The organism is Promicromonospora sp. NPDC110617, from assembly GCF_055598465.1.
The window spans coordinates 496,993-512,161 of the sequence record NZ_JBVKBM010000002.1; the positions used below are offsets into that span (position 1 = coordinate 496,993).

The 15,169-nt window shown below is 74.9% G+C and carries 9 protein-coding genes; 4 read left to right on the forward strand and 5 right to left on the reverse strand.

Annotated features, from left to right (window positions below):
* Positions 1-60 precede the first annotated feature (60 nt).
* Positions 61-2,871, forward strand: coding sequence for a helix-turn-helix transcriptional regulator (locus ACZ7LE_RS12990; protein WP_470403683.1), 2,811 nt, complete (start codon positions 61-63; stop codon positions 2,869-2,871).
* 28 nt (positions 2,872-2,899) lie between these two features.
* Here ACZ7LE_RS12990 and ACZ7LE_RS12995 read toward each other — a convergent pair whose 3' ends face one another.
* Positions 2,900-3,844, reverse strand: coding sequence for a pyridoxamine 5'-phosphate oxidase family protein (locus ACZ7LE_RS12995; protein ID WP_470403684.1), 945 nt, complete (start codon positions 3,842-3,844; stop codon positions 2,900-2,902).
* A gap of 126 nt (positions 3,845-3,970) precedes the next feature.
* On the opposite strand from ACZ7LE_RS12995, the gene ACZ7LE_RS13000 reads away from it, so the two are divergent.
* Positions 3,971-5,383, forward strand: a complete 1,413-nt coding sequence (locus ACZ7LE_RS13000) for an FAD-binding oxidoreductase (protein ID WP_470403685.1) — start codon at positions 3,971-3,973, stop codon at positions 5,381-5,383.
* A gap of 291 nt (positions 5,384-5,674) precedes the next feature.
* Entirely contained in the window at positions 5,675-8,980 is a 3,306-nt protein-coding gene (locus ACZ7LE_RS13005) for a family 78 glycoside hydrolase catalytic domain (protein ID WP_470403686.1), read from the forward strand.
* Here ACZ7LE_RS13005 and ACZ7LE_RS13010 read toward each other — a convergent pair.
* The 3 genes from ACZ7LE_RS13010 to ACZ7LE_RS13020 form a co-directional block, all read right to left on the reverse strand.
* Positions 8,977-9,867, reverse strand: coding sequence for a VOC family protein (locus ACZ7LE_RS13010; RefSeq protein WP_470403687.1), 891 nt, complete (start codon positions 9,865-9,867; stop codon positions 8,977-8,979). The genes ACZ7LE_RS13005 and ACZ7LE_RS13010 overlap by 4 nt on opposite strands.
* Positions 9,868-10,863: 996 nt before the next feature.
* Positions 10,864-11,268, reverse strand: a complete 405-nt coding sequence (locus ACZ7LE_RS13015) for a RidA family protein (RefSeq protein WP_470403688.1) — start codon at positions 11,266-11,268, stop codon at positions 10,864-10,866.
* Between the two features lie 112 nt (positions 11,269-11,380).
* The gene (locus ACZ7LE_RS13020; RefSeq protein WP_470403689.1) at positions 11,381-11,902 is read right to left on the reverse strand and encodes a CGNR zinc finger domain-containing protein; all 522 of its coding nucleotides are present in this window, start codon (positions 11,900-11,902) and stop codon (positions 11,381-11,383) included.
* A 26-nt stretch (positions 11,903-11,928) separates the two neighbouring features.
* Here ACZ7LE_RS13020 and ACZ7LE_RS13025 point away from each other — a divergent pair, with 26 nt between their 5' ends.
* Positions 11,929-12,207, forward strand: coding sequence for a hypothetical protein (locus ACZ7LE_RS13025; RefSeq protein ID WP_470403690.1), 279 nt, complete (start codon positions 11,929-11,931; stop codon positions 12,205-12,207).
* On the opposite strand, the gene ACZ7LE_RS13030 is transcribed toward ACZ7LE_RS13025, so the two are convergent.
* Positions 12,176-15,154, reverse strand: a complete 2,979-nt coding sequence (locus tag ACZ7LE_RS13030; protein WP_470403691.1) for a hypothetical protein — start codon at positions 15,152-15,154, stop codon at positions 12,176-12,178. The genes ACZ7LE_RS13025 and ACZ7LE_RS13030 overlap by 32 nt on opposite strands.
* Positions 15,155-15,169 lie beyond the last annotated feature (15 nt).

Genomic DNA, 15,169 nt, shown 5'->3' on the forward strand with positions numbered 1-15,169 from the left:
CGCTACTTCTGCCTGCGGTTCTGCCTCGTCAAACATTCAACTGCCGACTTGGATCGTGGCATGAGCACCTCACCGATCTCCGCCATCCCGACGACGATGCTCGCGCACGGGGACCGGCGGCTGCCGTTGTACGGCCGGCAGGCGGAGTGCGAGGCCCTGGACCAGCTCGTCGCGACGGTCCAGGCCGGACGCAGCGCGGTCCTGGTACTGCGCGGGGCGGCCGGGATCGGCAAGACGGTGCTGCTGGAGTACGCCCAGTCCAGCGCGTCGGGCTGCCGGACCGCCCGCACGGCGGGGGTGGAGGCCGAGTCGGAGCTGGCCTTCGGCGGCCTGCACCGGTTGTGCGCCCCGTTCCTGGACCACCTGCTCCGGCTGCCCGGCCCGCAGCGCGACGCCCTGTCCACGGCCTTCGGCCTGACCTCCGGCGACACGCCGGACCGGTTCCTGGTCGGCCTCGCGGTGCTCAACCTGCTGTCCGCCGCCGCGGAGAAGGGACCGCTCGTCTGCCTGGTCGACGACGCGCAGTGGCTGGACGAGGTCTCGGCACGCACCCTCGCCTTCGTCGCCCGGCGGCTGCCCGTCGCGGCGATCGGGCTGGTGCTCGCGGTGCGCGACCCCCACCTCCGGGCCGAGCTCACGGAGCTCCCCGAGCGCGAGGTGGGGCGGCTGGGCGACAGCGAGGCCCGTGCCCTCCTGGAGTCGGTGACCCCCGGGCGGCTGGACGAGCGGGTCCGGGACCGCATGGTCGCCGAGACGCAGGGCAACCCGCGGGCCCTGCTCCTGCTCCCGCACGGGCTCACGCCCGCCGAGCTGGCCGGCGGGTTCGGGCGGCCCGACGTCCGGCCGGCCTCCGGCGACGTCGAGCAGAGCCTGCTGCGGCGGGTGCGGGCGCTGCCCGACCCGGCCCGGCGGCTGCTGCTGACCGCCGCCGCGGAGCCGATGGGTGACGTCACCCTGCTCGACCGTGCGGCGGGGCTGCTGGGGCTCGACCTGGCCGAGGCGGCCTCCGCCGTCGGCGCAGGCCTGATCACGCTGGGTGCGCGCGTCCTGTTCAACCATCCCCTGGTGCGCTCGGCCACCTACCAGGGCGCGACGCCGCAGGACCGGCAGGACGCCCACCGGGCGCTGGCCGACTCGACCGACCCCGTGGCCGACCCGGAGCGCCGGGTCTGGCACCTGGCCAACTCGCTGGCCGGTCACGACGAGTCCGTGGCCGCGGAGCTGGAGCGGTGTGCCGACCGGGTGCGCGCCCGCGCCGGGGCGGCGGCGGCCGCCGCGCTGCTGGAGCGGGCCACCGAGCTCACCCCCGGCCCCGGCCGCCGCGGCACGCGGGCGCTGGCCGCCGCCCGGGCCAAGCTCCAGGCCGGCGGGTACGACGCCGCGCTGGAGCTGCTGGGCGCCGCCGAGCTCGGTCCCCTCGACGCGCACGATCGGGCCCGGGCCCGCTTGCTGCGCGGTCAGGTCGCCCTCGCGTCCACGAGCCCAGGCGTCGCACTGTCGCTCCTGGTCGAGGTGGCCCACGACCTGGAGCCGCTGGACCCTGCTCTCGCCCGGGCGGCCTACCGCGACGCGTTCGAGGCCGCCGTCACGGCCGGGGACCTGCCGGGTGGCGACCGGCTCACGGAGGTCGCGCGGTCGGTGCTCGCGGTCCCAGCAGGGTCTCCGCCCGGCCGCGGGGACCTGCTGCTCGACGGCGCGGCGGTGCTGGCCACCGAGGGCGCCGCGGCGGGCGTGCCGATGGTGCGGCCGGCTCTCGACGCCTTCCGCGACGGGGCCGGCTCCGCCGAGGAGAACCTGGACTGGCTCCCCCTCGCGTGCCGTGTGGCCCACAACGCGTGGGAGTTCGACGCCTGGACCACTCTGTCGCGGCGGCTGGTCGAGGCGGCGCGCGACACGGGGACGCTGTCGGTGCTGCCGACCGCGCTGCACCTGCTCGTCTCGAACCGGGCGCTGGCCGGCGAGCTCGCCGTGGCCGACACACTGCTTGCCGAGGCGGTGACGGTCGGCGAGGTGACCGGCAGCCGCTTCCCCGCCCAGTACGCGGCGCTGGTGCTCGAACCCTGGCGGGGCCGGGAGGCCGCCACCCGGCGGGCCGTCGAGGCCGTCGCCGGCAACCCCGCCCTGCGCGGCGAGGGGAAGGCGGCCGCCGCCACCGGGTGGGCGAGCGCCGTGCTCTACAACGGGCTGGGCCGTTACGAGGAGGCGTACGCCGCGGCCGAGCACGGCTGCGAGCACCCGGCGCCGCTGGGCGGTCCGTTCCACCGTTCGCTGACCGAGCTCGTGGAGGCGGCAGCCCGCAGCGGACGGCCGGCCCGGGCCGCCGAGGCGGCGCGGCAGCTCGACGTGCTGGCGCAGGCGAGCGGCACCGACTGGGCGCTCGGGGTCGCTGCGAGCGCCCGCGCTCAGGTGAGCGAAGGGGCCGACGCCGAGGAGGCGTACCGGGAGTCAATCGAGCGGCTCGGCCGCACGGAGGTCCGGGTGATGCTGGCGCGAGCCCACCTGCTGTACGGCGAGTGGCTGCGCCTGGGCAACCGTCGCGTGGACGCCCGTGAGCAGCTCGGGGTCGCGTACGAGATGCTCGGCGAGATGGGCGTGGAGGCGTTCGCCGAGCGTGCCCGGCGCGGTCTGCAGGCCGCCGGGGAGACGGTCCGCCGGCGCGTGCCCCAGCCGCACACGGTGCTCACCCCGCAGGAGTCCCACATCGCCCGGCTCGCCGGGGAGGGGCTGACCAACCCGCAGATCGGCACGCAGCTCTTCATCAGCCCGCACACCGTCGAGTGGCACCTGCGCAAGGTCTTCCAGAAGCTCGGCATCGCCTCGCGCAAGCAGCTGCGGGGGCAGCTCCTGGACCGGGCGGTGGCCATGGCGTGAACGCCCCCGCGCCCCCGTCACCAGGGCGTCAGCGTGCGGCGTTGTCCGCGTCCACGGACGCCTGGATGGCCTCGAGCTCGTCCCACGCGACGACCGGACGCTCCAGGCCACGCCGGTCGAGGTAGGCCTGGGCGCGGGCGCGCAGGCCGCGGACGAACCGGAACGGCGTCAGCAGGCCCGCGGTGCGCACGCCGTCCACGACGCGGTCCGGGCGGAACACCGGTCCGCCGGTGCCCTCGACGAGCTCGCCGAGCACGACGAGGCTCCGGTTCCCGGCCAGCTGCTCGTCGTGCCGGTGGAACAGCAAGCTCGCGGGACCGGGCTTCGGCTCGACACCGGGCACCAGCAGGCCGCCGTCGGTGGGCTCGGGCACCACGCGGTCGAGGGTCGGCAGGCCGTCGTCGTCGAGCCGGGCCAGCACCCCGCTGGTGAAGTCGCCCAGCTCCCGGGCGTACGCCGCCGGCAGGCCGGGCATCGCGGGCACCGCGAGCGGCCGTCCGGCGCCGGTCACCGGCGGTCGCGTCGTGACGGCGGCGGGCGTCACGCTGATGATCAGCCGCATGTAGTACACGTCCAGCAGGCGGCGCGTGAGCCCGCTGCCCGACAGGGCGCGCGACGACGGCTGCGCCGAGTCGATCTTGCGCCACAGGTCGGTGTTGCGCGCGAAGCTGGTCACGATCTCGTCCGGGCACGCGCCGTCGCCCTGGATCAGGACCTGGCCCGCCTCGCTCACCCCGCTGCCCGTGGGGTCCGAGAACAGCAGGGCGACGCGCGGGTCCCGGCGGACGTTGAGGGCCTTCTGCGCGAACCCGATCGACGTCGACAGGACGAAGGTCTGGTCGGCGGGGCGCCACACGCCCGAGACCGGCCACGCGACCGGCGTGCCCGACCGCGAGACGGTGGCGACCTCGCACGTGAGGTAGGACGACATGACGCGGGCGACGCCCGGTGCGACCAGCTGGTCGTGTTCCATGAGCTCTCTCCGGTGGACGGGTGCCCGAGCAGGGCGCGGACAGTATGGCAGCGTTTCGTTGCCGGCCCGGGGCATCCACGCAGGTCACGTGCGGTCCCCAGGTGGCGCGGCTACGATCCGGGACCGATGATCACCGACGAGTCCTCCGCGCCCGCCGCGGCCCTGCGCACCGCCCTGAGGTCCGCCCTGCCCGACGACGCCGTGCTCACCGCCCCGCAGGCGGTCGAGCGCTACGCCCACGACGACGCCGAGTGGGCCGAGTACGCCGCGCCAGCCGCCGTCGTGCTCGCCACGAGCCTGGACGACGTGGTCGCCACGGTACGGATCGCGGGCGAGCACGGCGCGCCCGTGGTGCCGCGGGGCGCCGGGACCGGACTGTCCGGCGGGGCGAACGCCATGGCCGGCGCCGTGGCGCTGTCGCTGGAACGCATGACGCGGATCGTCGAGGTGAACACGGCCGAGCGGTACGCCGTGGCCGAGGCCGGGGTGCTCAACGACGACCTGCGCCGGCACGTCGCGCAGCACGGGCTCTGGTACCCGCCGGACCCGGCGAGCCAGGCGATCTCCACGATCGGGGGCAACGTCGCCACCAACGCGGGTGGCCTGTGCTGCGTCAAGTACGGCGTCACGCGCGACTACGTGCTCGGGATGACGGTGGTGCTCGCCGACGGCTCGGTCGCCCGGCTCGGCCGCACCACCGCGAAGGGTGTGACGGGTTACGACCTGACGGGGCTGCTCGTGGGCTCCGAGGGCACGCTGGGCATCATCGTCGACGTCACCCTGAAGCTGCGCCCGCTCGGCGGCCGGGAGGACCGGGCGATCGTGGGCTGGTTCCCCTCGCTGGCCGACGCCGGCAACGCCGTGGCCGCCGTCTCCGCCGCGGGCATCGTCCCTGCCGCCCTGGAGCTCATCGACAGCACGTGCCTGCGCGCCGTCGCCGACTGGCAGGACTGGACGCTCCCCGAGGGCGCCGCAGCCCTGCTCCTGGCGAAGGTCGACGAGCCCGGCGCCGCGGGCGAGGCCCTGGCCGACCGGGTCGCCGCGTTCTTCGAGCACGCGGGCGGTACCCACGTGGAGCGCGCCTTCGCGCCGGACGACGTCGACCGGCTGTTCCTGGCCCGCCGCCTCGCCTACCCCGCGCTCGAACGGCTCGGCCCCGTGCTCACCGAGGACGTCTGCGTGCCGCGCGGCGCCGTGCCCACGATGCTCGGCCGCATCGAGACCATCGCCCGCGAGGCCGACGTCGTCATCGCCAACATCGCGCACGCCGGCGACGGCAACCTGCACCCGCTGATCATCGCGCCCGAGGGCGACGACGCCGCCAAGGCCCGCGCCAAGACGGCGTTCGACCGGATCGTCGACGAGTGCCGGGCGCTGGGCGGCACGGTGACCGGCGAGCACGGCGTCGGGCTGCTCAAGCTCCCGGGCGCGGCGGCGGAGCTGAGCCCCGTGGTGCTCGCGATGCACCGGGCGGTCAAGGACGCGCTGGACCCCCGCGGCCTGCTCAACCCGGGCAAGGCGTTCCCAGCGGGGATCTGACGCGCGGGGGCCGGTGTGCGGCGTCGGCCGGCCGGCGCGCCTGCAGACCATGCATCTGCTGCCAGGACAGCGCTCTCCCTGGCAGCAGATGCATGGTGTGCCAGCGCGCCCGGTCTCCGGCGGCCAGCGCTCCCCCGCCCGCCGGTCCCGGGCGCCAGGCGAACCGCCGGCCCCGACGGCTGGATTCGCCCTCTGGTCCCGGGCGACACATCACCCCTACACTGGCGCACGCGTGTTTGAAACGTTGCAACGGAGCTCGTTCTCTCGACACCGCACATGCCTGGAGGCGTCATGGCCCTCGACCGCAGAACCTTCCTCACGTCCGCCGGCGTCGCGTCCACCGCCGCCGCGCTTCCCCTCGGCGCCGCGAGCACCGCCGCTGCCCTGCCGGACGACACCGCCGCGCACGGGCCACGGCCCGACGGCCCCGGCAGCATCCGACTGACCGATCCGCTGGTCGAGAAGAAGTCGAGTCCCCTCGGGATCGACGTGGACCGCCCCCGGTTCTCGTGGACCATCGTGACCGACCGGCGCGGCGTCGAGCAGGAGTCCTACCGGCTGCGGGTCAGCACGCGCGGGCCGGGCTCGCGCACGGTGTGGGACAGCGGCGTGGTGCCGTCCCACGAGTCGGCGAACGTCGAGTACGACGGGCCTGCGCTGCGCGCCGCGACGGAGTACACCTGGCGGGTCGACGTCGCGACCACGCACGGCGCCGGTTCGACGACGGCGGCCTTCCGCACCGGGCTGTACGCCGAGAGCGACTGGGCGGGCGCCGCGTGGATCGGCAACGCACGCGTCCCGGACGAGGTGACCGACCTGAGGTTCGACGGCGCCGCGTGGATGTGGGCCGCCGAGGGCGAGCTGCCCGGTCAGGACCGCGCGTTCCGGATCACGCGGACGGCGCCCGAGGGCTCGCACGCCACCCGGGCCGAGGTGCTGATCACGGCGGACGACTCGTTCACGCTCTGGGTCGACGGCGTCGAGGCGGGCAGGACCGAGCCCGCGGAGAACGGCTGGCAGGCGGCCCGCTTCTACGCCGTCGACCTGCCGGCCGGGACGCCCGGGGACCCCGGCGCCGCCACGGTGCTCGCCGTGCGCGGCACCAACGACGCGGTCAGCGCGGGCGCGGTGCTCGCCGTCGTCCGCCTGACGTACTCGGACGGGACCACGGCGACCCTCACGAGCGGGAGCGGCTGGAAGGCCGCCACCGCGTTCGAGGACGACTTCGCGCGGCCCGACCTGGACGAGTCCGGCTGGGACCCGGCCGCCGAGATCGCGACCTACGGCTCCGGGCCGTGGGGCCGCGGCGTGCGCCTGCCGTCGCCGGAACCCCTGCCGGCCCCGTTGCTGCGAAAGGAGCTCGACGTCGGCGCCGGCCTGCGGAACGCCACGCTCTACCTGGCCGCGGGCGGGTACGCCGACGTGTCGCTGAACGGCGCGCCCGCCGACGACCAGGTCCTCGCTCCGGGGTTCACCGACTACGACGACACCGTCCAGTACACCGCGACCGATCTGACCCGGGGGCTGCGCCGGGGCCGCAACGCGCTGGGCATCGAGCTGGGCCGCGGCTTCTACGGGATGACGGGCGGCAACGTGTGGCGCTGGGAGGCGCCGCCGTGGCACGACGAGCCCGTGGTGCGCGCGGTGCTGCGCCTGGAGTACGCCGGGGGCGCCGTCGAGCACGTGGTCACGGACGCGGCCTGGCGCGTCCACGCCGGACCGACGGTGTCCGACGACCTCTACGGCGGCGAGGCCTACGACGCCCGCCGCACGCTGCCCGGCTGGGACACGGCCGGGTTCGACGACGCCGGCTGGGCCGCCGCCACCGTGGCGCCCGGCCCGCGCGGGGTGCTCGTCAACCAGCGCCAGCAGCCGATCGAGGTGATCGAGTCGCTGCCCGCCGTCGCGGTGACCGAGCCCACGCCGGGCGTGTACGTGGTGAAGTTCCCGCGGGTGCTCGCAGGCTGGGTCCGGTACACCGCGACCGGGCCGGCCGGGACGACGGTCCGGGCCGCCCACGGCGAGAAGCTCACCGCCGCGGGGCGCGTGAACCTGAGCAACAACGGCGGGTTCCAGGCCGGGTTCCAGACCGACCGCTTCACGCTGGCGGGCACCGGACAGCCGGAGTCGTGGGAGCCGCGCTTCTCGTACAAGGGCTTCCAGTACGTCGAGGTCACCGGCTGGCCGCAGGACGGCCCGCCGCCGCTCGACGCGTTCACCGCGCAGGTGGTGCACACGGCCGCCGCGGAGACCGGGTCGTTCGACAGCTCCAGCGAGATCATGAACCGCACCCACCGGGCCGTCGTCGACACGCTGACCAACAACATCCACGGCATCCCGACCGACACCCCGATGTTCGAGAAGAACGGCTGGACCGGCGACGCCGCGATCGGCGCGGAGATGTTCCTGCTGAACCTCGACGTGCACGAGCTGTTCGCCAAGTGGCTGCGCGACGTGCACGAGACGCGCGACGAGCAGGGCCGGCCGCTCGTCATCGCGCCCAGCTCCGGCGACTGGGGCGAGTGGGGCGTGTGCCCGCCGTGGCACGCGGCCTACGTGATGATCCCCTGGTGGCTCTACCAGTACGGCGGCGACACCCGCGTGCTGGCCGAGTGCTACGACGGCATGAAGCGGTACGTCGACCTCGAGTTCGACCGGTCCGACGGCGGGATCGTCCCGGACGCACGCCTCGGCGACTGGGTCAGCCCCGAGGCGAGCCCCGCGGGCGGCAACGCGCCCGAGGACCTGCGGGTCTCCGCCACCGCCTTCCTCTACTCGATGACGCTCTTCATGCGCCGGAGCGCCGGGTTCCTCGGCAAGGCCGCCGACGTCGAGCACTTCGCCCGGAACGCCGCCACGATCCGGACCGCCTTCAACGAGACCTTCCTCGACGCCGGTGCGGGGTACTACCGCGGCGACGGGGACCGCGGGTACCGGCAGACGCACAACGTGCTCGCCGTGGAGTTCGGGCTCGCGCCGGACGCCGCGACCACGCGCCGGGTGGTCGACAGTCTCGTCGCCGACGTCCGGGCCAAGGGCACGAAGCTCAACACGGGCGTGCTCGGCACCAAGTGGCTGCTGCCGGTGCTGACCCGGCACGGACACGCGGACCTGGCCTACGAGCTCGCCGTGCAGACCGGCTACCCGAGCTGGGGCTACCTGATCGAGAGCGGCGCCACCTCCATGTGGGAGCACTGGTCGCGGGAGGCGCGCTCCTACGGCCACTACTTCCTCGGCACCGTCGACGACTGGTTCTACCAGCACGTGGCCGGCATCCAGGCCTCGCCCGAGACCGGGTTCCGCGACATCACGATCGCCCCGGCCGTCACGGCGCACCTGGACCGGGCGAGCGGGAGCGTCCGCACGCCGTTCGGCACCGTCGCGAGCGACTGGCGGCGCGTGGGCGGCCGGCTCCGGCTGAGCGTGGCCGTCCCCGTGGGCGCGACGGCGACGGTGCGTCTCCCGGTCGGCGACCCCGAGGCCGTCACCGAGCAGGGACGCCCGCTCCGGCGCGCGGAGGGCGTCACGGGTGTCTCGGTGGAGGACGGCGCGGTCGTGGTGCGGGTCGGGTCCGGCCGGTACACGTTCGTCGCCTAGCCTCCCGCCTCGGCCCGGGCCTCGTCGAACCACTCGGGCGGGGAGAACTGGGACAGCACCAGCTCGGCACCGAACGGGTCGCGGATCGCAGCCTCCCTGGTCCACTCGGTGTCCTGCGCGGACAGCACGGTGGCGCCGGCCCGCTCCGCCGCAGCCACTGAGGCGTCCCGGTCGGCCACGGAGAAGGACACGGACCAGTGCGCGGGACCGTCGCCCCGCAGGATCCCGGCCGCGACGTCGGCGAACCCCGGCGGCGCGCCCTCCTGCCGCTCGTAGATGTCGCTGTCGAACGTGCGCGCAAGGTGGGCCCCGTACCCGGGCACGCGCAGCATGCCGGCGCCGAGGTCGTCGCTGCGCTCCCAGCCGAGCAGCGGCCCGTAGAACCGCAGCGCCACGTCCATGTCCGGCGTGGACAGGTTGCTGAAGTTCCACGTGCCCGGGGCGTTGACGGACTGCGCACCGGGGCGCGTGCCCGCCTGGACGAGCCGGCAGGTCGCGCCCTGCGGGTCGACGATCCGCGCCATCCGCCCGACGGGCTCCCCCGGCGGCCCCACGTCCTCGGGTCCCGAGCTGACGAAGCCGCCCAGCTCGGCGACGCGCGCGGCCGCGGCGTCGACGTCGTCCACGGCGACGTACGTGTGCCACGCGACCTCGCCGTCCAGGCCCGCCGAGGGGGTGGCGACCGCGGCGACCGTCGTCGCGTCCGTGCCGTCCAGCGACGCGACCACGTAGCGCTCCGGTGCGCCGGGCGGCAGCATCTCGGTGAACCTCCAGCCGAACAGGTCGCCGTAGAAGCCGAGCGCCGCGTCGACGTCCGGCGTCTCCAGGTCGATCCAGCTGGGTACGCCGTGCGGGTAGGTCCGGGGCGTGGTGGGTGTGTCAGCCATGACGTCCTCCAGGTCGGTTCCGCTCCTCTGATCCTGCCTCGCGCGGGCGGCGTCCGCCGCCGGGCCCGTTCCGCCGGACATCGGATCGGACAAATAGGATCTTCCACTCGAACTGTGTGAAACAATCCGCCGCATGTCGACGACCACCCGGCGTGCACGGATCTCGCCCTGGTTCTTCCTGCTCATCGCACCGGTGACCTGGCTGGTGGTGGGCGCGGGCCCACAGGCGGCGCTGCTCGCCGCGGTCTCCACGCCGAGCATGCCCGAGGCCTCGGCCGTCGCGACGGTGGCCTTCACCGGCGCGGCCGCCGCGCTCTGCACTTCGTGGCTCAGCTCGCGGCCCCGGTGGGCGGCAGACGCGGGTGCCCTGGGGATCGTCGTCGTGGCCGGTGCCGTCTGGCTGATCGGTCAGGCCCAGCACCTCGACGCGCTGCTCGCGACCACGTGGCGCGCGGGCTCCGCGGGCACGGTGGTGGCTCAGGCGACCTTCCTCGTCGCCCTGGCCGCGTCGCTGCTCGGCCTCCTCGCGGGCCTGTTCGCCGTGCTCGGGCCGGTGTGGCTGCGCGGGTTCTGGCTCGCGGCCCCGGTGTTCTTCGTGCAGGACGTGCTGCACCTCGCCACGAGCGGCCTGCGCACCAGCGGGCCGGGCCTCGCGCACACGGTCTCCGTGGTCGTGTTCGTGCTCCTCGGCGTGGTGCTCGGCGTCAGCGTCACGCGGAGCCGCTGGTCGTGGCTGTCGTGGGTGCCGGCGCTCCTGATGTTCTGGGTCGCGCAGTCGGCCGCCCCCGCCCTCTACATGGCGGCGAGCTCGGTCTACCCCGGGGCCTCCTGGCTGACCGCCAACCCGGACGGGCCGCTGATGATCGCCTGGGACGTGTTCCGGGCGGCGTTCGCCGAGCCGGGCACCCACCTGATCCTCCCCAGCTGGCTCGCCCTGCTCTGGCTGGTGGCCGTGGCGGTCGGCGTGGCCGTCGGGGTCGCCCGCACGCGCGGCGATCAGCGCACCACGGCCGCGAGCGCCGACACCTCGACCAGCGCGCCCGGCACGCCGAGCCCGCGGACGAACATGCCCATGACCAGCGGCGGCTCGGACAGCCCGGCGAGCGAGGCGGACGCGGCGCCGTAGGCGGCGTTGATGTCGACACCCTCGACGAGCACGACGGTGACGCTCACCAGGTGCTCGATGCCGGCTCCGGCGGCGGCGAGCGCCGTGGTCAGGTTCTCCATGACCCGCCGGGTCTGGGCCCCGACGTCGTCGCCGCCGACGAGCTGACCGGTCGCGTCGACGGCGTTCTGCCCGCCCACGTGGATCGTCGTGGCCCCGGGCGGGACGACGGCGACGTGGCTGAACGCGGGGCTCCGCACGAGTCCTTCTGGCTGCAGCAGCTCGATCTGGTCCATGCCCGCCACGCTAGGCGCGATGGAGGACAACCGCTGTCCTAGTTGCCGGCTCGGCCGACAGTTCGCCCTGTCCCGCGAACACCACGTGCCGCTGCACGGCGGACCGCCGGTGCTACGGGACCGCCCGCTCCCGGTGCCGGCGCACCGCCGCCCTGTTGGCACAGCGCACGGAGCAGTACCGCTGCCGCCCGTTGCGGGTCACGTCGACGACGACGTTGGTGCACGGCTCCGACGCGCACCGCCCGAGCCGGTGCATGCCGCGGGTGACGAGGTGCAGCGAGGTACCCACGCCGATCACGGCGCGCAGCACGGCGGACAGCACCTGGTTGTCGTCCCGGTAATGCAAGTGCCAGCCCTCCCCGTCGTGGTCGGTGAGGCGCGGGTAGGCGGCGACGGCGGCCATCTGGGCGTTCAGCAGCGCGGCCCGTTCGGCCGGGTCTGCGGCGTCGACGACGCGCAGCCAGTCGTCGATCGCCGCGCGCGAGCGCGCGTGGTCCGCGGGCTCCTCCCGGAACTCCATGGTCATGCCGAACTCGCGCGTGCGCGCCTCGATCCCCGCCCGGTCGCCCGGCCAGTCGTTGGCGAGGGACGCGGCGAGCAGGACGGCATACTCGCCGTAAGGGTTGAGATGCACAAGGCCATTACAGCATCGTGGGAGGCATGACGACCACCGAGACCCGTCCCGCACCCGCCACCAGCACCGGCACCAGCACCAGCACCCCGGGCCCGGGTCACGAGCACTCGTGGACGACGGACTCGCGCCACCCCACCTCGGCGGGCTGGGTGCTGTACGTGCGGTGCGCCGGGTGCGGGGCGCACCGGGTGGACCTGCAGGCCCGGACGGCCGCGCCGCCGGCCGCCCTGAGCAGGGCGGTCGGCGGCGCGGCCGGCAGCACGGCGACGACGCCTACCGGCGCACCACCAGCCGGTCGACGTTGATGCCGGTGCCGAACGGCGACCCGCTGCCCAGACCCGACGCCACCAGTGTCAGCGTGTGGTCGCCCGGCTCCAGGGCGGCGCTGGTCCAGATGAGCTGGTTGCCCACCCGCGTGCGGCCGTAGAAGTCGGCGGTGCCGACCTCGACGCCGTCGATGAGCACCGTGGCCAGGCCCTGGTTGGAGGCCCGCAGCCCGTACAGGTCCACCGACGATCCCGAGAACCGGAAGTCCACCGAGTCGCCGGCCACCGTCGTCGACGTCACCGAGGAGTGGTACAGCCCGGTCCGGTTGATGCAGCCCGGGCAGCTCAGCCAGCCGTCGCCGCGGTAGTCGAGGCGCCCCTGGCCGGTGCCCTCGCTCTGGTCGTCGACGGAGCTGGTCCCGCTGCCGCCGGGCGCGACCTCGACCCGGTCCACCGAGACCCAGCCGTCCCGGCCGGCCGACGAGCTGCCTGCGGAACGGCCGGGGGCCACCTCGAACCGCAGGGTGTGCGGGCCGTCGGTCAGCACCGGGGTGCGCCACTCGACCTCGCCGAGGTCGCCGTACGGCACCAGCACCGGCTCGTTCCCGTCGATCGACACCCGCGCGGTCCCGCCCCGCGGGCCGGCCACGCCGGTGAGCGTGGCCTGCGTGCCGTCGAAGGCGACCGTGAACGCGTCGCCGCGGTCGCGGCTCGCGCTCACGGTGCCCCCGACGGCGTCGCGCAGCTGCCGGGCCGTCACCGCGTCGCACCGGTCGCTGTGCCGGTCGTCCGGCCGGTCGTCCTGACGGTCGTCGCGCCGGGGGCCGGCCGAGCAGTGCGCCCACCCGTCCCCCTCGTAGGCGATCGTCGCGGCCTCGCCCGGGGTGCCGGCGTCGGCGTCGTCGATCGTCACGACCGGGCGCAGCGGGTCGACGCGCAGATCGGCGAACTGCACCGGCGCATAGTCGCCCGAGAGCCCGACCATGCCGGACACCCAGGTGGTGTCGGTGACCTCGCCGACCCGGTCGCCGTCGATCGTCGCCGTGATCACGTCGCCCTCGAAGGACAGCGCGAGGTCGTGCCAGCCCGCGGCGTCGTCCCCGGAACCGCCGTCGCCCGCGAGGATCCCGCTCGCCAGCTCCAGCCAGGCCTTCCCGCCGGGCTCGCCCCGGCCGACCGACCACGTGCCGTCGGCGGCCAGGCTGAGCCCGTAACCGTTCGGGACCGGCGCCATGGCGTCGTTCGACACGCGGCCGAGCACCTCGGCGGTGCCGTCGGCCGGCACGTAGGCCTGGACGCCGACCGTGTAGTCCGCCCAGTTCAGGTCGCCCAGGATCCCGGCCGGCTTCTTCCACGCCGCCCAGGAGATGGCAGGCTGCGGCGAGACCTGCGTCAGGCAGGTGCCGCGGCGTCCGCCCGCGCACGGCCGCTCCTCGTAGGCGCCCTCCATCTGGGAGAAGTACGGCGTCTGCCCGCTGGGGCCGCCGTCGGCGAGGCTGTTCGCGTAGGGGAACGGGAACGCGGACTCGTGGCTGCCCTCGGCGTCGTCGAGGCCCTTCCCCGTGGTGGTCGTCACGGTGACGACGGCGTTCGCGGGGACGGTCACGGACCAGGTGCCGTCGGGAGTGCGCCTGAGGTCGGGCTGCCGGACCAGCCGGTCGTCCGCCGTCGACCGCCACACGTGCAGGTCGCGCGCCTTCAGACCGCCCGCCACCGACAGCCTGACCGTGCGGGGCGCGGCCGCGCCGATCGTCTCGATCACGGTGCTCCAGTCGCCGCCGTCGGACGCCGCCCGCGTGACGAAGCTGCCCTGCGCGGTGTCCGCCGCGTCGAGGTAGCCCGAGGAGGTGTCGAGGTACCGCCAGCCCGGCTCGGCGAACTGCGTGGTCTGCGCCACCGCCCAGACGGCCGACTGCACCTGGTACGCCCCCGACCACGGGGTGTTGGCCCGCATGAGCCCGGCGTCGGAGATGCTCAGGCCGTCGTAGTAGCTGGTGAGCAGATTCCAGAAGGTGACGCCGGTGATGCGTCCCTCCAGGTAGGCGTGGTTGATGAGCGAGGGCACCGACGCGGACGAGCCGCCCGCACCCCACTCGGCCGACCACGGCCCGCCCTCGGAGATCCACAGCGGCTTGCCCAGGGCCTGGGCCGCCGCGGAGCTGGGCCCGCGCGAGTAGTGGTTGCCCAGCAGGTCCACGGCGTCGAACAGCTCGGGGTCGTTCGCCATGTCGACGGCGATCGGCCACTCCCCGCGGCGCGCCGCCTCGTCCGAGGCGATGATCCGCACGTCCGCGTAGCCGGCCGCGTCGAGCGCCGCGCGGTAGTCCTTGACCCACTGGGACTCGTACTCGCGCTCGTTGCGGATGCCCACGTTGTCGATCGTCAGGCCGTGCCCGGCGGCGCAGTCCAGCCAGTCGACGAAGTACTCGATCGTGTCGTGGGAGTAGTACTCGCCGTCGCCGAGCCAGCCGGGCGCGCCCCAGGCGAGCGCGCCGAGCGTGATGTCCGGGTTGCGCTTGACCGCCTCGCGCATCAGCCACCACTCGTAGCCCGCGTCGCAGTCGACCTCGCCGCGCACGTGCGCGTGGCTCGACTCCGAGCCGTCGGTCGTGTTGGTGTCGCCGCCGATCTCGACCTTGAGCATCTCCAGCGACGCCCCGTAGCCGGGCTTGAACAGGTGGTCCAGAACCTCGGCCCGCTCCTCGCGCGGGTAGTCCAGGAGCAGTCGCGACGTCGCGCCACCCCCGGAGATCGCCCCGATGCCGTCGTACGTGCGGCCCTCGCTCGCGCCGTCGACGGCGATCGTCACCGCGTCGCCGTCGGCCGCACCACCGGCGGGCGTGCCGGCGACCGCCGAGGCGCCGCCGGCCAGGGCCCCGGCGGTGAGCAGCGCCCCCGCCAGGACCGACGCCGTCAGGCGGCGCCGCCGCCGGCCCCACCCGCGTCCCGGTGGGCCCGAGCGTTCGGGCGTGTGTGTGCCGTGCATCCTGGTAGCTCCTTC

Coding starts and splice junctions, on each gene's coding strand:
- ACZ7LE_RS12990 (WP_470403683.1), top strand. CDS start 61: ATGAGCACCTCACCGATCTCCGCCATCCCGACGACGATGCTCGCGCAC.
- ACZ7LE_RS12995 (WP_470403684.1), bottom strand. CDS start 3,844: ATGGAACACGACCAGCTGGTCGCACCGGGCGTCGCCCGCGTCATGTCG.
- ACZ7LE_RS13000 (WP_470403685.1), top strand. CDS start 3,971: ATGATCACCGACGAGTCCTCCGCGCCCGCCGCGGCCCTGCGCACCGCC.
- ACZ7LE_RS13005 (WP_470403686.1), top strand. CDS start 5,675: ATGGCCCTCGACCGCAGAACCTTCCTCACGTCCGCCGGCGTCGCGTCC.
- ACZ7LE_RS13010 (WP_470403687.1), bottom strand. CDS start 9,867: ATGGCTGACACACCCACCACGCCCCGGACCTACCCGCACGGCGTACCC.
- ACZ7LE_RS13015 (WP_470403688.1), bottom strand. CDS start 11,268: ATGGACCAGATCGAGCTGCTGCAGCCAGAAGGACTCGTGCGGAGCCCC.
- ACZ7LE_RS13025 (WP_470403690.1), top strand. CDS start 11,929: ATGACGACCACCGAGACCCGTCCCGCACCCGCCACCAGCACCGGCACC.
- ACZ7LE_RS13030 (WP_470403691.1), bottom strand. CDS start 15,154: ATGCACGGCACACACACGCCCGAACGCTCGGGCCCACCGGGACGCGGG.